The 19,395-nt window shown below is 60.7% G+C and carries 18 protein-coding genes; 9 read left to right on the top strand and 9 right to left on the bottom strand.

Features of this window, described 5'->3' with window-relative positions; all coding sequences use genetic code 11:
- Positions 1-33: 33 nt before the first annotated feature.
- The 4 genes from B5F28_RS07060 to rlmD all read left to right on the top strand — a co-directional run bounded on the left by B5F28_RS07060 (position 34) and on the right by rlmD (position 4,095).
- Positions 34-645: a hypothetical protein gene (locus B5F28_RS07060; RefSeq protein ID WP_087294701.1), complete on the top strand. Its 612-nt coding sequence runs from the start codon at positions 34-36 to the stop codon at positions 643-645.
- A 221-nt stretch (positions 646-866) separates the two neighbouring features.
- Positions 867-1,703 carry an AraC family transcriptional regulator gene (locus B5F28_RS07055; protein WP_087294698.1) on the top strand — a complete coding sequence of 279 codons (837 nt, stop codon included), beginning with the start codon at positions 867-869 and terminating at the stop codon, positions 1,701-1,703.
- A 20-nt stretch (positions 1,704-1,723) separates the two neighbouring features.
- Positions 1,724-2,719, top strand: coding sequence for a LacI family DNA-binding transcriptional regulator (locus tag B5F28_RS07050; RefSeq protein ID WP_087294695.1), 996 nt, complete (start codon positions 1,724-1,726; stop codon positions 2,717-2,719).
- 14 nt (positions 2,720-2,733) lie between these two features.
- On the top strand, positions 2,734-4,095 hold the full coding sequence (rlmD, locus tag B5F28_RS07045; RefSeq protein WP_087294692.1) for a 23S rRNA (uracil(1939)-C(5))-methyltransferase RlmD: 1,362 nt from the start codon (positions 2,734-2,736) through the stop codon (positions 4,093-4,095).
- Positions 4,096-4,173: 78 nt separating this feature from the next.
- Here the strand turns inward: rlmD and B5F28_RS07040 are convergent, their stop codons facing one another.
- From B5F28_RS07040 to prfB, 3 genes are all read right to left on the bottom strand, one after another.
- Positions 4,174-6,726, bottom strand: coding sequence for a heavy metal translocating P-type ATPase (locus tag B5F28_RS07040; RefSeq protein WP_087294690.1), 2,553 nt, complete (start codon positions 6,724-6,726; stop codon positions 4,174-4,176).
- Positions 6,727-6,785: 59 nt separating this feature from the next.
- Positions 6,786-7,937, bottom strand: a complete 1,152-nt coding sequence (locus B5F28_RS07035) for a helix-turn-helix domain-containing protein (protein WP_087294687.1) — start codon at positions 7,935-7,937, stop codon at positions 6,786-6,788.
- A 223-nt stretch (positions 7,938-8,160) separates the two neighbouring features.
- Positions 8,161-9,282, bottom strand: coding sequence for a peptide chain release factor 2 (gene prfB / locus B5F28_RS07030; protein ID WP_087294685.1), 1,122 nt, complete (start codon positions 9,280-9,282; stop codon positions 8,161-8,163).
- Between the two features lie 185 nt (positions 9,283-9,467).
- Between prfB and B5F28_RS07025 the strand changes: the two genes are divergently transcribed.
- Positions 9,468-10,538 carry an RING finger protein gene (locus B5F28_RS07025; RefSeq protein WP_158097543.1) on the top strand — a complete coding sequence of 357 codons (1,071 nt, stop codon included), beginning with the start codon at positions 9,468-9,470 and terminating at the stop codon, positions 10,536-10,538.
- A gap of 168 nt (positions 10,539-10,706) precedes the next feature.
- Here B5F28_RS07025 and B5F28_RS07020 read toward each other — a convergent pair whose 3' ends face one another.
- Both B5F28_RS07020 and B5F28_RS07015 read right to left on the bottom strand, forming a co-directional pair.
- Positions 10,707-12,401, bottom strand: coding sequence for a carbon starvation CstA family protein (locus B5F28_RS07020; protein ID WP_087294681.1), 1,695 nt, complete (start codon positions 12,399-12,401; stop codon positions 10,707-10,709).
- Between the two features lie 300 nt (positions 12,402-12,701).
- Complete coding sequence (locus B5F28_RS07015) at positions 12,702-12,920, bottom strand: hypothetical protein (protein ID WP_087294679.1); 219 nt, start codon at positions 12,918-12,920, stop codon at positions 12,702-12,704.
- A gap of 212 nt (positions 12,921-13,132) precedes the next feature.
- On the opposite strand from B5F28_RS07015, the gene rpsF reads away from it, so the two are divergent.
- The 3 genes from rpsF to rpsR are packed head-to-tail and all read left to right on the top strand — an operon-like array spanning position 13,133 to position 14,186.
- Entirely contained in the window at positions 13,133-13,417 is a 285-nt protein-coding gene (rpsF, locus tag B5F28_RS07010) for a 30S ribosomal protein S6 (protein ID WP_058966576.1), read from the top strand.
- 14 nt (positions 13,418-13,431) lie between these two features.
- A complete protein-coding gene (locus B5F28_RS07005; protein ID WP_087294677.1) occupies positions 13,432-13,899 on the top strand; it encodes a single-stranded DNA-binding protein in 468 nt (155 codons plus the stop codon).
- A 32-nt stretch (positions 13,900-13,931) separates the two neighbouring features.
- The gene (gene rpsR / locus B5F28_RS07000; RefSeq protein ID WP_187120513.1) at positions 13,932-14,186 is read left to right on the top strand and encodes a 30S ribosomal protein S18; all 255 of its coding nucleotides are present in this window, start codon (positions 13,932-13,934) and stop codon (positions 14,184-14,186) included.
- Between the two features lie 133 nt (positions 14,187-14,319).
- Here rpsR and B5F28_RS06995 read toward each other — a convergent pair whose 3' ends face one another.
- From B5F28_RS06995 to B5F28_RS06985, 3 genes are all read right to left on the bottom strand, one after another.
- A complete protein-coding gene (locus B5F28_RS06995) occupies positions 14,320-16,020 on the bottom strand; it encodes a PASTA domain-containing protein (RefSeq protein ID WP_087294675.1) in 1,701 nt (566 codons plus the stop codon).
- 268 nt (positions 16,021-16,288) lie between these two features.
- Positions 16,289-17,026, bottom strand: coding sequence for a YebC/PmpR family DNA-binding transcriptional regulator (locus B5F28_RS06990; RefSeq protein WP_087294673.1), 738 nt, complete (start codon positions 17,024-17,026; stop codon positions 16,289-16,291).
- A 119-nt stretch (positions 17,027-17,145) separates the two neighbouring features.
- Positions 17,146-18,507 (bottom strand): RsmB/NOP family class I SAM-dependent RNA methyltransferase, encoded by a 1,362-nt coding sequence (locus tag B5F28_RS06985; protein WP_247643428.1) that lies wholly within the window; start codon positions 18,505-18,507, stop codon positions 17,146-17,148.
- A 124-nt stretch (positions 18,508-18,631) separates the two neighbouring features.
- Between B5F28_RS06985 and B5F28_RS14710 the strand changes: the two genes are divergently transcribed.
- A complete protein-coding gene (locus B5F28_RS14710; RefSeq protein ID WP_158097542.1) occupies positions 18,632-18,769 on the top strand; it encodes a hypothetical protein in 138 nt (45 codons plus the stop codon).
- Between the two features lie 176 nt (positions 18,770-18,945).
- Here the strand turns inward: B5F28_RS14710 and B5F28_RS06980 are convergent, their stop codons facing one another.
- Positions 18,946-19,368 (bottom strand): Mini-ribonuclease 3, encoded by a 423-nt coding sequence (locus B5F28_RS06980; protein ID WP_087294669.1) that lies wholly within the window; start codon positions 19,366-19,368, stop codon positions 18,946-18,948.
- Between the last annotated feature and the right edge of the window lie 27 nt (positions 19,369-19,395).

Genomic DNA, 19,395 nt, shown 5'->3' with positions numbered 1-19,395 from the left:
GGATTTAATAAAAAAGGAGAATTCTGTATCACCATGAAAAAACTTGCCATTGCACTGCTCACCCTGACTCTGGTCTTCAACCTCTGCGCCTGCGGCCAGAGCAGCAGCTCCACCGCGACCACTTCTTCCACCACCTCCACCAGCACTTCCACCAGTGAGGCTGCCAACGAGACCACTTCTTCCGAGGGCGCCTCCAGTGAAACCGCTGCCAGCGAGACCTCGGTTTCCGCCGATGCCGCCGCTACCGCCAGCGCCACCACCGGCCTGTACACCAACCTGGATCAGGCCGCTCTGCTGGAGGCCATTGGTCAGTTCAAAGGCCTGTGCAATGTGTCCACCGTGAACGCAGACGGCACCCCCAACATTGCCATCGTTGTGCCCGGCGTGGCCGATGACAGCCACATCTTCTTCAACTGGGCCGACAACGCCACCAAGGCCAACGTGCTGCGGGAGAAGACCGCCATTATGAGCTACGACATTGCCGACCCCACCGCTGAGGAAAAGGCTGGCCGTCACTCCGGTGCCGTGGTCAAGCTGGAGCTGGAGGAGGACGCCGAGGTCCTGGCACAGCTGCAGGAGGCCAACGAATCCGTAAGTGAAGCCAGCGTGGTGCTCAAGATCGTTGAGGTCCTGCCGGTGGGCTGATCCCCCTGTTTTTTGCACCAATCTTTCATGCCGTGCCCCTGTTTTTCAGGGGTGCGGCATTTTTTATGGACTTTTGTTGAATTTTCTGTTATACTGGGTATCAATGCGGAAGCCCGCCGGAAAAGCATCCGTCTGAACCGGCTTATCGGCCGCGCCTTTCCCCGCGTGTCCCCCCGGCTGCCGCCTTTTTCTTTTTGATACCTTGCGGAGGTGCCCTCGTTATGGCGGAAACCTATAAACAATCCTTTAAACAGCACTACACAGACAATGTGGAGCTGTCCATCTTCAACTGCGGGCTGCAGTCCTGTGCGCCCTCACACACCTGGGGTCCCGGCGTGCGGGACCATTATCTGATCCATCTGGTGGTGAGCGGCCACGGCCAGTACACCGTGAACGGCCGCAGCTTTACCCTTGGCCCCGGTGACCTGTTTCTGGTCAAGCCCAACCAGCTGGTGAGCTACTGTGCCGATGCCAACGATCCCTGGGAATACTACTGGGTGGGCTTCAACGGTGCGTTTGCCAACAAGCTGGTACAGCAGACCCCCTTCACCGATCAGTCCCCGGTGTATCATTGCGGGGAATCGGAATCTCTGAAGCAGGCTTTGCGCTCCATCTACGACTGCCGTGGCCCGGAATCCCACCACGAGGCCGCCATGGTGGGCCATCTGTATCTGTTTTTGTCCTGCCTGATGAAGCAGGCCCACGAATGCGACCCCCGGGTGAGCAACACCAGCTCCCAGTATGTGCACGGGGCCATCAAGTTCATCCAGTTCAATTATTCCCACGACATCAGCATCGACGACATTGCCAAGGCGGTGGGCGTGAGCCGCAGCCACCTGTACCGGGTGTTCATGAGCAATGTGGGCCAGAGCCCCATCGATTACTTAACCAACTACCGCATCGGCGAGGCCTGCAATCTTCTGCGGGATTCCAAGCTTTCCATCGCCGAGATCGCCGTTTCCGTGGGCTTTTTCGACCAGTTCTATTTTTCCCGGGTCTTTAAAAAGACCAAGGGTGTGCCGCCCAGCCGCTATCTGAGCAGCATCGAAAAGTCTTGACCTTTTCAGGAGACCTGCCAATGAAACGAATCGCGCTTATCCTTGCCAAGCTGTTTGCCGTCTGCGCCGCCCTGGGGCTGTGCATTCTTCTGTACCTGTTCAGTGTGGGTTATTTTGACCCCCAGCCCGCCATCGGTTATCTGCACTCGCCCAAGGAGCTGCCCTACGTGGACCTGGACGCGCTGGAGGATCGCTTTGCGGAAAACGGAGTTCGTTTTCTTCTGGGGGATGAATCCGCCGGCTATGAGCCCGCCGCCCGGGAGCTGATCGAGCAGGGCGCGCAGGTGCTGATCGTAAGCGAGGACGAGGACATTCTGGACCCGGCGCTGCTGCGCCTTGCCCGCCGCCACAGTGTACCGCTGGTGGTGGTCGGCCGCAGCCCTCAGCTGCAGGAGATGGAGGACTACGACAAGCTGTGGTATGTGGGCAGCAATCCCGCACTGGGCGGCGAGCTGCTGGGCGAGGAGATGGCCATGGGCTTCCGTGATGGTACCATTGCGGATGCAAACGGCGACCTGCTGCTGCAGTACAGCCTTTATCTCAGCGACATCGGCCCCTATCACCAGGCGCTGAGCTACTATGCTTTGCAGGAATGCGAGCATTATGGGGTCTATTCCAACCTGCTGGAATACCTGGACGAGAACGACGACCCCCTGCCCTTCACCGCTGAGGCGCTGGCCGGGCAGCAAAAACCCGAGCTGCTTTTGTGCACCACCGCCGGGGATGCCCGGTTCCTGTATGACCTGGCTGAGCAGCTGGGCTGGCTGGAGGGCGATGCGCCGGTGCGCATTGCCGCCGTGGCCGAGAATCCCGAACTGGCCCAGGCTCTGGTGAACGACGGCGTTGCCGTGGCCGCCTCCTACTACGACATTGACCAGATTACCCAGGTGGCGGGACAGCTTGCTCTGAACGCCCTGGACAAACAGTTTGCAGGCCAGGGCCTGGAGCTGCAGCCCGACGAAACCGGCCGCTTCTTCATCCCCTTCGGCCTGGTCACCACCATTGAAGACGAATAAAAAGGAGCGTTTTTGTGCCCATTCACAAGAATTCCATCATCCCATTGACCATCGAGAGCCTTTCCAGCGACGGCAGCGGCGTGGCCCATTACGAGGGCAAGGCGGTGTTTGTGCCTGCCACCGCCCCCGGTGATGTGCTGAACGCCCGCATCGTGAAGGACCTGGGCCGCTATTCCTTCGCCATTGTGGAGGAGATGTTGCAACCCTCTCCCGCTCACATCGAGCCGGATTGCCCGGTATGCAAGCCCTGCGGCGGCTGCTGCTTCCGCCATCTGAACTATGAGACCGAGGCCCGGGCAAAGCAGAGCTTTGTGGAGGATGCCTTCCGGCGCATCGGCGGGCTGGATACCCCGGTGCTGCCCATCTTGTCCTCTCCGCTGGAGGAGCGCTACCGCAACAAAGTCCAGTTCCCGGTGGGGCTGGATGCGGAGGGCCATGTGATCGCAGGCTTCTACGCGGGCCGCACCCATCGCATCGTGCCCTGCGCCGACTGCAAGCTGCAGCCCGCTGAGCTGAATCAGATCGCCGCCTTTGTGTGCGAGTTTATGGAAGCCCACGGCATTGCCCCCTATCGGGAAGAAAAGCACACCGGCCTTGTACGCCATATTTTCCTGCGCAAGGGCTGGCACAGCGGCGAGATTCTGGTCTGTCTGGTGGTGAACGGCCGCAAGCTGCCCCACGCGCAGGAGCTGTGCACGGCGCTTACCGAACAGTTCCCCGCCATCCGCAGCATCGTGCTGAACGTGAACCGCCAGAAAACCAACGTGATCACCGGTCTGGAGAACATTTCCCTGTACGGACCGGGTTATATTGAAGACACCCTGTGCGGTGTGCCGGTGCGGCTGGGTCCGCTCTCCTTCTATCAGGTGAACACCCCCGCTGCCGAGCAGCTGTACGGTGTGGCCCGGCAGTTCGCTCAGCTTCAGCCCGGCGACACCCTGCTGGACCTTTACTGCGGCATGGGCACCATCGGGCTTTCCATGGCGGCGGACTGCAAGGAGCTGATCGGCGTGGAGATCATTCCCGAGGCGGTGGAAAGCGCCAAGTTCAACGCGGCCGCCATGGGCGTGGAGAATGCCCGCTTCTTCTGCGCCGACGCAGGCAAGGCCGCTGCAAAGCTGGCGGACGAGGGCCTGCGACCGGATGTGGTCTGCCTGGACCCGCCCCGCAAGGGCTGCGACGCGGCGACCCTGAACGCGGTGATCGCCATGGGTCCCCGGCGCATCGTAATGGTAAGCTGCAACCCGGCCACCGCCGCCCGGGACTGTCGGTATCTGGCCGACCGGGGCTACCGCCCGCTGCGGGCCCAGCCCGCGGACCTGTTCCCCCGCACCAGGCATTGCGAGTGCGTGGTCGAGCTGGTCCGGGAAGACTGATTTTTCTGATAGTACTACGAACAAAAAGGCACGCAGCCGGTTGAAGGGCTGCGTGCCTTTTTCTGTTCGTTGCGGGGCTTATTCGATGCCGGTCACTTCGTAGCCTGCCTCGGTCACGGCGGCGGCCAGGGTCTCGTTGGACACATCGGCGCTCAGGGTCACCCGGGCGCACTTGCCCTCCAGATCAGCCACGGCCTGAACGCCCTCGATGGCGTTCAGGGCTTTCTCCACGTGGGCGGTGCAGTGGTGGCACATCATGCCCTCAATGTGAATCGTCTTTTCCATGTGTAAAACTCCTTTCGGCGGCTGTGCCGCGGGAATATGAGGGGTTGCCTCCTCACTGGGCAGGGCGGCGGATTCCGCCCGGCTTGCTTTGAAGAAGTTGAGCCGCAGCGCGTTGGATACCACGCACACGCTGGAAAGGCTCATGGCGGCGGCCCCGATCATGGGGTTCAGCACCAGACCAAGGCCATAGAACACACCGGCCGCCACCGGAATGCCGATACTGTTATAGAAGAAGGCCCAGAACAGGTTCTCCCGGATGGTGCGGATGGTGGCCCGGGAGAGCCGCAGCGCGTTCACCAGGTCCCACAAATCGCTCTTCATCAGCACCACATCGGCACTGTCGATGGCCACATCGGTGCCCGCGCCGATGGCGATGCCCACATCCGCCCGGGCAAGAGCCGGGGCGTCGTTCACGCCGTCGCCCACCATGGCCACCCGGCGGCCCTGGGCCTGCAATGCGCGCACCTGGGCCTCCTTATCCTGGGGCAGCACCTCGGCCACCACCTGTTCAATGCCCAGCCGGCTCTGGATGGCCGCGGCGGTGCGGGCGTTGTCGCCGGTGAGCATGACCACCGTCAGGCCCATGGCCTTCAGCTGACGGATGGCCGCCGCGCTGGTGGGCTTGATGGGGTCTGCCGCCGCCACGATGCCCAGCAGCCGTTTGCCGCTGGCAAAGAACAGCGGGGTCTTGCCCTGCCGGGCCAGTTCCTCGGCTCGCTTTTCCGCATCGCCCATCTCTACGCCGGACTCCTGCATCAGCCGGGCGTTACCCGCCAGATATTCCACGCCGCTCAGGGTGGCCCGCAGGCCCCGGCCGGGCAGCGCCTCAAAGCGCTCCGGGCCTGGCAGCTCAGTGCCCTCCGCCGCACTCAGAATCGCCTCAGCCAGCGGGTGCTCGCTGGGCTTTTCCAGACTGGCGGCAAGACCCAGCAGCTCGCCCTCGCTCTGGCCCGCCAGCGGGATCAGGTCGGTGAGCACCGGCTTGCCGGCGGTGATGGTGCCGGTCTTGTCCAGCACCACGGTGTCGATCTTATGGGCGTTTTCCAGCGCCTCCGCATTCTTATAAAGGATGTTCAGCCGGGCACCCTTGCCGGTGCCCACCATGATGGCCACCGGGGTGGCCAGGCCCAATGCGCAGGGGCAGCTGATGACCAGCACCGAAATGGCCCGAGCCAGTGCGAACTCCAGCCCCTGGCCCAGCAGCATCCAGACCACAAAGGCCAGCAGGGCAATGCCCATGACCACCGGCACGAAGACACCGCTGACCCGGTCGGCCAGCTTGGCGATGGGAGCTTTGGTCGCGGCGGCATCCTGCACCAGAGCGATGATCTGGGCAAGGGTGGTATCCTCGCCCACCTTTTCGGCCCGGAAGGTAAAGCTGCCCGCCTTGTTCAGCGAGGCGGCGATCACCTTATCGCCGGGGCCCTTTTCCACCGGGATGCTCTCGCCGGTGACGGCGGCTTCATCCACGCTGGACAGACCGGCAAGGACCACGCCGTCCACCGGGATGCGCATGCCGGGCTTGATGACCACGGTATCGCCCACGGCCACCTCGGCCGCCGGGATCTCCACCTCCTGCCCCTGCCGCAGCACCAGCGCGGTCTTGGGTGCAAGGTCCATCAGTGCCCGGATGGAGGCACTGGTGCGCCCCTTGGCCCGCGCTTCCAGATATTTGCCCAGAGTAATCAGGGTCAGAATCGTTCCGGCGGACTCAAAATACAGGTCCATCCGGTAGCGGTCCACCAGAGCCAGGTCACCGGTGCCCAGGCCCCAGCCGATGCGATAGAGGGCGAACACGCCGTAAATCACGGCCGCGCCGCTGCCCAGAGCGATCAGGCTGTCCATGTTGGGCGAGCGGTGCCACAGGCTTTTCAGGCCTACCTGATAAAATTTGCGGTTCAAATAGAGGATGGGCAGCACCAGCAGCAGCTGAGTCAGGGCAAAGGGCACCGCACCTGCCTGCCCGTGCATCCAGGCAGGCAGCGGCAGGCCCATCATGTGGCCCATGGACACGTACATCAGTGGCGCCAGGAACGCCAGTGAAGCAATGAGTCGGTGCTTCATCCCGGCCAGCTCGGCGGCCACCGGGTCTTCTTCGGCGGTCTGAGGTCCAGCGGTTTTTGCAGCCGCCGGGGCATTGGCCGGGCTTGCGCCGTAGCCTGCCTGCTCCACCGCCTTGCAGATGCCCGCGGCGTCCAGCGCGGTCTCGTCGTACTCCACCTGCATGGAATTGGCCAGCAGGTTCACCTGGGCACTTTTCACGCCGGGCAGCTTGTTCACCGCCCGCTCCACCGCCGCTGAACAGGCCGCGCAGCTCATGCCGGTTACGTTGTATTTTTCCTTCACGGGTCTTTCCCCCACTTCCTGAATGGATTCCGATTCTATTATAGCGCCATCCTCGCTTCTTACACAATGGAGGTGCAGTTTGAATCGCACTCTGTTTTTTCAACTTTAGTTCCAGCTGGGCAGGAGTTTTCCTCCGCGCGGGCATCCTGTACCGCCTGCTCCAGCCGTTCCACCGCCCTCTGCCAGGCCGGTTGTTCGGTAAGCCGGGCAGGCAGATTGGCTTCGGTGAGCATCTGCAGCGCGTTCTGCATCAAAAAGGCTCTGCTCACACCCCTATTGCAGGCCGGGCAGCTGCCGCCGCAATCGCCCTCCGGTGCCCGGATGCTGTCAGCCACAAACCGTTCGGTCTCCCGCTGGGCCTCCTCCCATCGGCCAAGGTCCGCATACAGCTCCACCCGGCGCAGCGAGGCCACCCGGCCGATGCCCTGCCCGCCCTCCGGGGCCGGGAACAGCTCGATCAGCCGGTTGATCCGGTCCAGCAGCTCCAGCTGCTTTTGTTCGTCGTCCCGCTGTTTGGCAATGTTGGCAAGCCCCAGCAGGCTGAGCTGGGCGTTGTGCAGATGAACGGAGAGGTTCGCGGTCTCCAGCTGTTCGGCCTCGTCCAGTTTGCCCTGCCGCAGCAGGATGGAGGCCCGCATGTTCTGTGCGTCCTGATTGCAGCCGGGCAGCCGGTCCAGCGTGGCCATGGCATCGTCCAGCCGGTCCTCCAGCACATACAGCCCCGCCAGCGACAGCAGCGCCGCCCGCTGACTTTCCTCCTCGGGGATGGCACAGGCCCGCTCTATCAGCTGGATGGCCCGGCGCAGCTGCTTTTGGGACTGCTCCTCCTCGCCGCTCACTGCCAGATACTTGGCATACAGCCCGCCGCAGCGAAACGCCAGATACAGATCGCCGGGATATTCCCGCAGCCGCCCCTCGCAAAAGTCCCATGCCTTCTGCCACTTGCCCGCCTGGAACATGCACTCGGCGGTCTCGCCCAATGCGTCCACCTCCTGCTCGGTGAGCTGGGGCTTGAAGTCCAGCAGCTCGTCCGGCGTGCAGTCCAGCGCGCGGGCCAATGGACAGAGCAGCGCCACATCCGGCAGGGCGCTGGCCGTCTCCCATTTGCTCACCGCCGCGCTGCTCACTCCCACCAGCTGGGCCAACTGCTCCTGGGTCATGCCCTTGGCCCGGCGTTTTGCCTGAATCACCTTTCCCATGGTCTGTTCCATTTTCTTCGCCCCTTTCCCGGCTTTTGCCGCTCGTCGATTGTCCTTTGTTCTGATTTTATGCTACCACGGTTTTCGCTTCGGCACAATGGAGCCGTTTTCCGAACAACAGTTGAAAAACAGGAGCACTATTCTATATTTCCATGAAAATGCGCACAGAAAAGGCACAGGGCGAATCCCCTGTGCCTCTAGGTTGCTTGGTATCCGTGCCGGGTATGCAAAAGGATTATACGTCCTGCAGCTCGTTCCGGCTGGCCGCCTTCAGATAGGCATTGATGAAGCCGTCCAGATCGCCGTCCATCACAGCCTGCACGTTGCCGCTCTCGTAGCCGGTGCGGTGGTCCTTGACCATGGTGTAGGGCATGAAGACGTAGCTGCGGATCTGATGGCCCCAGGCGATCTCCTTCTGAACACCCTTGATGTCGCTGATCTTATCCAGATGCTCCTGCTCTTTAATCTGATACAGCTTGGAAGCCAGCATCTTCATAGCAGTGTCGCGGTTCTGGAACTGGCTTCGCTCGGTCTGGCAGCTCACCACGATGCCGGTGGGCTTATGGATCAGACGCACCGCGGAGGAGGTCTTGTTGATGTGCTGACCGCCGGCGCCGGAGGAACGGAACACCTGCATCTCCACATCCTCGGGACGGATGTCCACCTGGATGCTGTCGTCCATCTCGGGCATTACCTCCAGAGAAGCAAAGCTGGTCTGACGGCGGCTCTGGCTGTCGAAGGGGGACACGCGCACCAGACGGTGCACGCCGTTCTCGCTCTTCAGCATACCGTAGGCGTTGGGGCCCTCCACCAGAATGGAGGCGCTCTTCAGACCGGCCTCATCGCCGTCCTGATAGTCCAGAGTGGAAACCTTGTAGCCGTGGGCAGTGCCCCAGCGGTTGTACATACGGAACAGCATGTCGGCCCAGTCCTGAGCCTCGGTGCCGCCGGTGCCTGCGTGGAAGGTGAGGATGGCGTTGTTCTTGTCGTACTCACCGCTGAGCAGGGTGATCATCTGCAGCTCGTCCACCGCATGGGCCACCGCCTCCACGGCGCTCTCGGCCTCAGGAATCAGGTCCGGGTCGTTTTCTTCCTCGCACAGCAGCAGCATGGTCTCGGCATCGTCATACAGGCCCTTCAGCTTGGTGTATCGCTCCAGCTTGCCCTTCAGCGAGCTCATCTCGGCAAATACCTTCTGGCTGGCCTCGGTGTCATCGTAAAAGCCGGGCATGGTCATTTTATGCTCCAGCTCGGCCACCCGCTTCTCGCTGGCGGCGATGGCCAGGGCGTCGCCCAGCTCGTCCACCGCGTTCTTGTGGCCGCCCATCTGCATTTTCAATTCGTCGATCGTGATCATATGGGAAAACCTTTCTGTTATAAAATATACATGAATACAAAATTATACAGCTAACAGTATACCGAAAAATCCTGCCAAAAGCAAGGGGAAACCTGCCTTCCCGGGGGATTTTTGTTTTGCATTTTGCAGCGATTTGCGTTAAAATGTGTTTACCTGTATTTTTCCCATCCGGGAGGTTTATTTCTATGTCCAATTACATCGGCTGCAAGTGCCCTGTGTGCCAGCAGCCCTTCACCGAAACCGACGACATCGTGGTCTGCCCCGAGTGCGGCGCGCCCTACCATCGGGCCTGCTACCAGAAGCAGGGCGGCTGCGTGTATGCATCCAAGCACGGCACCGGCTTTGAGTGGAAGCCGGACCCCGCCGCCAACCAGGCGGCGGAAGCAGGCCGGGCAGACTCCGCCCGCTATTCCGATCCGCAGGTGGCCTGCCCGGTATGCGGCGCACCCAATCCGACCACCGGCCTGTTCTGTGAAAACTGCGGCGCTCCCCTGCGCGGCATGCAGGACGGACACGGCCCGGCCACCGGCCAGACGCCTCCGGCCTACGGCGACTATGGCAGCTTTGGCGGCGGTCAGGCCCCGCCCCAGTACGGCCCCGGCTCCGGTCAGGAGGACCCCTTCGCTCCCCGTGAGCCGGACTTCTCCAACCCCTTCGGCGCGTTCCAGGCGAACTTTGTTTTCAGCGGCATGCGGGTGGACCCGGAGGAGGAGCTGGAGGGCGTGAAGGCACGCCACTGGGCAGCCTATCTGGGCAAAAACGCCTCCTTCTACCTGAACGGCTTCAAGGCCATGAAAGAAACCGGCCGCAAGGTGGTCGCCTCCTTTGCCGCCTTCTTCTTTGGTCCCTTCTATTTCTTCTACCGCAAAATGTGGACCGAGGGCCTGGCGCTGCTGGCCATTAACGCGGTGCTGCGCATTCCTGTTGTGCTGCAGCTCATGTCCTATGCAGGCCATCCTCTGGCGGTTGCCATGCCTGAGCAGACACTGAACATTCTGCTGGCGGTATCCAGCACACTGAACATCGTGCTCATGTTCCTGCAGGGTATGTTCGCTCTCTGGCTTTACCGCCGACGGGGTGCAGCAAACATCCGCCGTATCCTGAAGAATTCCCAGAACGCTGACCCCACTGCTGCGCTGGCAAAAGCAGGCGGTGTAAGCGTGGCAGGCACCTTGATCAGCGTGGTCGCCTGCACCGCGCTCACCTATGCGGTTTCCGTGTTCGCCCTGTGGCCGGTCCTGACCACCATGCTCTAAGTTCATAAAACAGTGAATCCCCGGCCGGACTGCGCGCAGCCTCCGCCGGGGATTCTTCTATATTATTTATACATACGGAAAAGCGCCCGCCCCGGAAATTGTCCGGAGCGGGCGCTTTGTCCTTGCTTTTGGGGTATTTATCCTTCCATCCGGATCAAAAAGCCGGAATCAGGCGGCAGTGGTCTCGCTGTTTTTGCGGGCGGCCGCATAGGCGCGCAGCGAGTTGATCACGATGGTCAGGCCCAGCGCGATGAGCAGCACAGCCAGGATCAGCTGCAGCCCCTCCACCAGGAAGGCGGCGCTGCCCGCCTGGTAGGCCTTGATCAGAGCGATCAGACGCTGCACCAGTGCGGTGAAGGTGACGCAGAGCATGATGACCAGCGGCGGGAACAGCATCTTGTTGCTGCGGCCGGTGACCTTCAGGAACACACACAGGGTAACCAGCACCAGTGCACTGAGCAGCTGGTTGGCGGAGCCAAACAGAGGCCAGATGTTGGAATAACCGATACGGGTGAGCACAAAACCGCCTGCCAGGGTGATGATGGTGGCAAAGTAGGTGTTGCACAGCAGCTTACGCCAGCCCTCGGCCTTGCTCATATCATCCAGGCTGAACAGCTCCTGGAAGCTCATGCGGCCAATGCGGGCCACCGCATCCAAACTGGTCAGCGCCAGGGCGGACACACACATGGTCATGAAGCACTGGGCCACATACACGGGCACGCCGAACATCTGGAAGAAACCGGCCACGCCGTTGCTGAACACCTGGAAGGGGGTACCGGCCGCGGGGGTGCCATCCGCCGCGGCGGCTGCACCGGCCACGCACAGGGCCAGCACCGCCAGCAGGCTTTCCAGCACCATGGCGCCGTAGCCCACCTTCAGCATATCCTTCTCGTTGCTCACGGTCTTGGAGGAGGTGCCGGAGGATACCAGGCTGTGGAAGCCGGACACCGCACCACAGGCCACGGTAACAAACAGGATCGGGAACAGCGTACCCAGGCTGGCGTTGTCAAAGCCGGTGTAGACCGGCAGGTTCATGGTGGGATGCGCCACCAGCAGGCCCAGCACTGCACCGGCGATCATGCCGATAAACATAAAGGTGGTCATATAGTCACGGGGCTGTTTCAGCAGCCACATGGGCAGCACAGCCGCGAAAAAGATGTAGATAAAGGTGATGTAGATCCAGGCTTCCTTGCCTGCGATCAGAGGCATGGCCATGCCCAGGGCCAGAGCGGCCACGGTGCATACCAGGCCCACCGCGCCCTCCTTCCAGCCGGTGAAGGCAAACTTTTTCTGCAGCAGGCCGAAGATCATGGCAAACACAATGAACAGCAGGCTGATGGTACCAGCCGCACCGTTCACCTGCGCGGCTTCGGCCAGCACGCCGGGCTCTGTGTAGGCATTGAAGGTACCAGCCACCATGTCCGCAAAGGCCGCGATGACCAGCAGGGTGAACAGCCAGCAGAACAAAAGGAACAGCTTGCGGCCCAGCTTGCCGATGTATTTCTCGATCAACAGGCCCATGGAACGGCCCTCGTTCTTCACACTGGCATACAGTGCGCCGAAGTCGGTGACTGCACCAAAGAAGATGCCGCCCAGCAAAATCCAAAGCAGCACCGGCAGCCAGCCGAAGGCCGCTGCCTGGATGGCACCGGTAACCGGGCCGGCGCCCGCAATGGAGGAAAATTGGTGGCTGAACACGGTCCAGCCGTCGGTGGGAACATAGTCTTTGCCGTCCTTATGGCGTACAGCAGGTGTCTCGGCCTTGGGGTCAATGCCCCAGGTTTTGGCCAGCCAGCGGCCGTAAAGAGCATAGGCGCACACCAGGCACACCGCCGCAATCAGCACGATGACAAGCGTATTCATGATTCGTTTTCTCCCCTTCTATCAAATGTCTGCCCACGGCATGTCCGCCCGCATTCGCAAGTTGTCGTGGTAGTGATTTCTAAGTTTATCCAGTTAAAGCATGAATGTCAACCTGCTCATCCATTTTTTGGAGAAACGTTGTTAGTTTTTCTCTTGCGGTGCACTCTCATTGTCCAAAACGACAATGCATTTTGTCTATGTTTTCAACATATATGGTTTATCTTCCCCTAAAAAACGGGAGCGAGGAAATTCTCCCCGCTCCCGTTCTCTGCTTATTCACATTACAGGCCTGCACAAAGGCTACTGCTCCAGAAATTTTTTCAGCCCGTTTCCCACCAGCCAGGCACCCGGCACAAGCAGCAGCGGTACCCCAAGCAATGCAAACAGAAACAGCACGTTCCCCCATGCGATCTGCTGCCCGCTGCAGATCAGATCGATCAGCGCCCAATAGAACTTCCAGAGCAGCAGAAAACTTACCACATAGAGCAACACCATCAGTTTTCGTTCATTGACCTTCATTTGCAGCAGCCTCCCTTTTCTTTTGGATACTTTTATTGTATCATAGAAAGCAGATTCCTTATATCAGGCCGACGCGTAAAAAAGACGATATTTTTTCAAAAATCTCTTGACACTGACGTTCTGTGTTTGATATAATGAGTTGCTGCCTTGCGAAGGGCAGTGATCCTTGCCCGGTTTTGCCGGGCCATAAGTCCAAAAGGAGGTGCACAGAAATGGCAAAGTATGAGACCATGCTGGTTACCAGCGCTGCTCTCGATGAGGAGGCTTCCACCGCTCTGGTTGGCAAGTTTAAGAGCCTGATCGAGGCCAATGGTACCATCGATTCTGTTGACGATTGGGGCAAGCGCCGTCTGGCTTATCCCATCAACGACGAGGAAGAAGGCGTCTACACCGTGATTAAGTTCACCAGCGAGCCCTCTTTCCCCGCCGAGCTGGATCGCGTTTACAAGATCACCGACGGCGTACTGCGTACGATGATCGTGGCCGAGGCTGAATAAGGAGGCATTTTTCAATGCTGAACGTTGTAGCTTTGATGGGCCGGCTCGTGGCTGACCCTGAACTGCGCCACACCCCCCAGGGCGTTAGCGTGACCACCTTTACCATCGCCGTGGACCGCAGCTTTGTGCGGCAGGGCGAGCAGCGTCAGGCCGATTTCATTGATATCGTTGCCTGGCGTTCCACCGCTGAGTTCGTTTGCAAGTATTTCCAGAAGGGCTCCCTGATCGCCGTTGACGGCAGCATTCAGACCCGGAGCTATCAGGATAAGAACGGCAACAACCGCAAGGCGTTTGAGATCGTTGCGAACAACGTGAACTTCGCCGGCGGCAAGGGCGGCAGCGGAACTGGTAATGGCGGTGCTTACAGCAGCGCCCGCCCGGAATACACTCGCGAGGCTCCCATGGAGGCAGCCCCCACTTACTCCGCCGGCAGCAATGATGATTTTGCTGTGATCGACGAAGGCGAGGATCTTCCGTTCTAACATGAATCGATTCTAACAGGAGGTAACAAGCCATGGCTTTTGAGAGAACCGAAGGCCGTCCCCAGCGCCCCATGCGCCGCGGCCGTAAGAAGGTTTGCAGCTTTTGCGTAGACCGTGTTGAGCACATCGATTACAAGGATGTTGCTCGTCTGCGCAAGTACGTCAGCGAGCGTGCGAAGATCATTCCCCGCCGCGTGACCGGTACCTGCGCGTTCCATCAGCGTGAACTGACCGTCGCCATCAAGCGCGCCCGTCACGTTGCTCTGATGCCCTACGTGAGCGACTAATCGTTGCACCGATCCCCTGCCCTTTCGGGCGGGGGATTTTTTTGTATTCTTACCTGCTTTAAATAAAAAAGCCGTCGGCAGGCTTTCTGTAGAAAGCGCTCTGCCGGCGGCTTTTATATCTGTTTTTCCTGACTCAGCCAGCGGGAACCGTTCCGGGAGAAGGCTCCGGACTAGGCGAAGGGGTGGGACTGGGTGTGGGCGCAGGCGTTGGCTCCGGCGTGGGGTCCGGCACCTGCGGAATATCCCGTTCCTTGGCAATATACACATTCACCGTGGTAGTACCTGCATCGATCTCGGTTCCAGCTTCCGGATCTGTGTAAACCACACAGCCGCTGGCGTATTCGCCGTTGTTGTCAATCATCGAGAAGCTGGCCTTGATGTGCTCCCGCAGCAGCTCCTGCTGGGCCGCTTCCTGGGTGAAGCCCTTGATATCCGGAACCTCCACCAGCTCCGGCCCCATGCTCACCACCACGCTGATCAGCGGGCGCTCCTCACTGGTTTCCGTACCCGCCTGGGGCGACTGCTCCAGAATGATTCCGGCTTCGTATTCCGAGCTATATTCCTGCGATACCGCAATAAAACGGAACTGGGCGGTGTATTCCAGATTGCTCTGCACATCCTCATAGGAAAGCCCCACCACATTGGGCACCGTAAGCACCTGAGGCGTACTTTGACTGGAAGAGGGTTGTGCCTCACTGCTGGGAGAAGGAGCGGGCGTTTGCCACCTCAAAATGCTCCACATAAGCAGCGCAAACAGCACCGCGATCACCAGAAGCGAGCCGGTGAGCAGCGTGCGGGTGCTGATGCTGATATGCTGCTCCCGAACCGGAGTGCGTTCCGCTTGGCGCTGGGGCGGGGTGATGCTGTCCGCCGCACGCTGGCTGGTAAGCGCCCCCATCAGCTCCGGCACATTCTGGATTCGGCTGCCCGGGTCCATGCGCATGGCTGCGGAGAGCACCACCGAGATATAGCCGGGAACCTCCGGCTCCAGGGCGCGGGCGGTCTGCAGGCTGTCGGTAACACGGCGCTGGTTGGCCGGAAGCGGTGCCTGGCCGGTAAGCAGCCGGTAGAACACCGCTGCAAGGCCGTACACATCGGTATAGCGGCCTTCAAACTCCGCGGCGGAATACTGCTCAGGAGCGGAATAACCGTCGTACAGCTGGCTTTTCAGCTCGCTGCCTGCGGTGCGCAGACCCAATGTGGCATAGCCGCACAGCCGGGCCTGCGTGCCGCCCGGGCTCAAGATGATGTTATCCGGGCAAACACCTCGATGGACCAGACCGGCCTTGTGCATGGCCGCCACGCCCTCCATGATGGGCTGCAGCAGGATGCGGGCCTGGGCAGGGTCCAGATTCTGGGTATGCTCCGCCAGATAACGGCTCAGGCTTTCGCCCTCCACTTGTTCCAGAACTGCATAGATGGTGTTGTTTGCCTCCACCACATCCAGCACAGCGGCAAGGCCGGTGGCGGGTGTGATGCGCTGGATGCTGCGGTACAGATCCGCAAAATCCATGCGGGTGGTTTTGAACAGCACTTCCCTGCCCTCTTTGGGCATCACAAGGCCGTTTTCGTCCCGGCCCACACTCAGGGTCACCGGGTAATATTCCTTCACGCTCACCCGCACGCCGCCGGTGTTTTCCACCGCTTCGTACAGAATACCCTCACCATCGGTGGCCTGATGGCGGCCGATGGTATACCGCCCCGCCAGCAGCGAGGCAAAGGGCAGGGTGCCCGGAGGATTCAGATTGTTCAGCTCTTTGCCGCAGAAGGGGCAATCCGGCCGGCCCAGGTCCACCTTGGAAAGGCAGTATGGGCAGAGAATGGTTTGACCCATGGGTCAGAGGCCTCCTTTATTGAATGAAACACCCCGACAGCAGGGACTGCAGGGCGGATAAATTGCACAAATTTTTCCTGTTTTATTTGTATGGGCTCATTATAGCATGCCCCCCGGCAAAAAGCAAACCGGCGCATCGGTCCTGTCCTTTCAGTCTGGTCCGGACGCACGACGGCTAATCGTTTCTATTGGGGTATAAAAATGCCCCGGCCTCCCCTTTGCATGGAAAGCCGGGACTCTTATTTCAGCAATGAGCCGAAGGGCTGGATCAGCGATCCAGATCCTCCTCGTTCTCCAGGTTGTGCCACACGTTCTGCACGTCGTCGTCGTCCTCCAGAGCGTCCAGCAGCTTGGCCATCAGCTTCTGGTTGTCCTCATCGGTGATGGAGGAGGTGGTGGAGGGCACCATTTCCACTTCAGCGGAGATGAAGGTGTAGCCCTTGTCTTCCAGAGCCTGACGCACAGCAGAGAAAGCGTCGGGATCGGTGGTCACTTCCACCACATCATCGCCCATGTCGAAGTCCTCGGCACCGGCGTCGAAGCAATCCTCCATGACCTTCTCCTCGTCCAGACCCTCGCCGTCCAGCACGATCACACCCTTCTGGGTGAACAGGAAGCCCACGCAGCCCATGTTGCCCAGGTTGCCGCCGAACTTGTCGAAGTAGTGGCGCAGGTTGGCAGCGGTGCGGTTGCGGTTATCGGTCAGGGTCTCCACCATCATGGCGATTCCGCAGGGGCCGTAGCCTTCGTAGGTGATGGATTCGTAGTTGTCCTTCTCGCCGCCCTCAGCGCGCTTGATGATGCGCTGGATGTTATCGTTGGGCACGTTCAGGCTCTTGGCCTTGGCGATCAGGTCACGCAGCTTGCCGTTGCTGGCGGGGTCCGCGCCGCCCATACGCACGGCAACGCCGATCTCGCGGCCAACCTTGGTGAACAGCTTGGCCTTCTGGCCGTCGGTCTTTTCCTTCTTACGCTTGATGTTATTCCATTTGCTATGTCCTGACATGGAAACTTCCTCCTATTTTATGCCGGGCCGCAAGCCTGGGCCCGAACGATGTGCGGTAACTAAATAATTTTAGCACAAAAAGCCCTGTTCTGGCAAGTGCTCGGGGCTGCCGAAGCCCATTATTTCAGGTTTCGCAAGGCTTTGGGGTAGTGGTTTTTCACCTTTCCTCCGCTCACCTTGCCCGCGCCCAGGGAAAAGCCATCCACCAGCACGCAGCACCATCCGTTTTCCGCGGTGCGGGCCTCGATCTCCTCGCCCCGCAGCCAGGCGGCGGTGCGCTCGTCGTCCAGAGTCAGCCGCTCCTGATTGGTGCAGGTGTGGCCAAAGGCGGTGAACAGATGGTGGGCGGGAACAAACCGATTCTTCTGCACGGTGCCTGCTGCCACACCGCAGCGCATCACCCGCAGCTTATGAGGCGGCAGCGGCATCTCGGGCGGCAGGAGCAGCAGCTCGCCCGCCTTGAGCAGCGGCCGGTCCGCCAGCGCCGGAAAATACTTCCCGGCAAATTCCAGCCATTCCTTGCAAGGCTTGGCTGGCTTTTCCGGCTTGAAGGGCCGGGCGCTTTCCCCCTCAGCTGCCTTCACCAGCTTTGCCATAAAGTGTCCCTCGCCGCCCTGGAAGGGCCAGATGCGCCGCACCAGGCTCACATCAAAGGGATGCTCGCCATAGCGGTTTTCTTCGCCGGGGCTGCCGAAGGCCGCGCCGGTATCCACCAGCGTAAATTCGGGGTGACGGGCCAGGAATTCCCCGATCTGACCCTCATCCTCTTCCGGCGCAAAGGTACAGGTGGAGTACACCAGCACCCCGCCGGGGGCCAGCAAAGCCGCGGCGTTGTCCAGAATTTCCCGGCCAATGGCGGCGCACTGGCGCACCAAGCCCTCGTTGTGCCGGGCCAGCGCCTGGGGCTCCTTGCGGAACATGCCCTCGCCGGAGCAGGGCGCGTCCACCAGAATACGGTCAAAAAAAGCCGGGAAGGCCTTAGCCAGCGCGTTTGTATCGCTGTTCAGCACCACCGCGTTGGACACCCCCATCCGCTCCAGATTGGAGCGCAGGATCTCGGCCCGCCCTGCGTTGTACTCGTTGCTTACCAGAAGGCCCTGGCCCTGCAGAGCCGCCGCCAGCTGGCTGCTCTTGCCGCCGGGCGCGGCGCACATGTCCAGCACCTTCATGCCGGGGTGTACGTCCAGCAGCGCCGCCGGAGCGCTGGCCGAGGGCTCCTGGGAATAGAAGGCCCCGCCGTGGTGATAGGGATGGCGGCCGGGCTTGAAGTCCGGCTCCTCCACCGCGAAGCCCTCGGCGCAGAAGGGAGAGGGCCGCAGCGCCAGCCCTGCCAGCCGGACAAACTCCTCCGGCGTACAGCGCAGCCGGTTCACAGTCACGCCCCGGGCCGCCTCCTCGCTGGGGGCCGCGTAGTATTCCGCGTAGCGCTCACCCAGAAGGGCCCGCTCCCGCTCTTCAAAATATTTTGCCTGCAATGCCATACCACCTTTGTATAATGGGTCTTGTTTGGGGTTACACTAGGAGCGAAGAGGCACGGCGGACAAGATCACACGCCGGGCAAACGCCCCCGCCCCCTCTTCGGATTCGGAAAGGAGATCACAAACCATGGAAAACCGTAACGCAAAAAACTACACCAGCCGCAGCGCCAAGAACAGCGCCAAGAATGAAAGCACCAATGCTACCAGCAGCACTTCCAAGAACAGCAAGAGCACTGGCGCTTCCAACATGAAGACCGGCAAGTAACACCGGCTTTCCCCTCGCCGGACACACACCGGCAAACACGCTTTTAACCAATCACAGAGCGTGAAAAGGCTGAGACCCTCGGAACCACTGTTTCCTGTTCCGCCGGTCTCAGCCTTTGTTTGCGTTTTCCGGCAATGCGCCCGCTTTTCACAGCAGAGCATCCCGGGAAATGCCGTTTATTCCGGCTTTTCCACCGCCAGCGGGTCGTAACCCTCCCACAGTGCATCGAACAGCTCCTGGATGCGCTGGTTCTGGCCGGTGAGATACAGCCAGCCGAACAACGCCTCGAAGCCGGTGGATGCCCGGTACTCCTGAGGGGTGGCGTGCTTGGCCACGGTGGCCTTGCTGGCGTTCTTGCCCCGGCGCAGTACCGCCTGCTCCGCCTCGGTGAGCTGGTCCTCAATGGCGGCCAGCGCCCGGTTCTGCCCCTTGGCGGATACATACTTCACGCAGGCCGCGTGAAGCTTGCCGGGCACCAGACGGGTGCGTTCCACCAGCCGCTGGCGCACCAGCAGCTCGAACACACCGTCGCCCACAAAGGCCAGATTCAGGGGGGACTGCTCCCGGATATCCACTTCCGGATTTGCTTCAAACAACATGGTTTTTGCCTCATTTCATGCCGCGCC

The sequence above is a fragment of the Gemmiger sp. An194 genome (genome assembly GCF_002160145.1).
Classification (GTDB): domain Bacteria; phylum Bacillota; class Clostridia; order Oscillospirales; family Ruminococcaceae; genus Allofournierella.
Note: the sequence above shows the minus strand (reverse complement) of the source record. Positions and strands in the feature narration are given on the sequence as shown.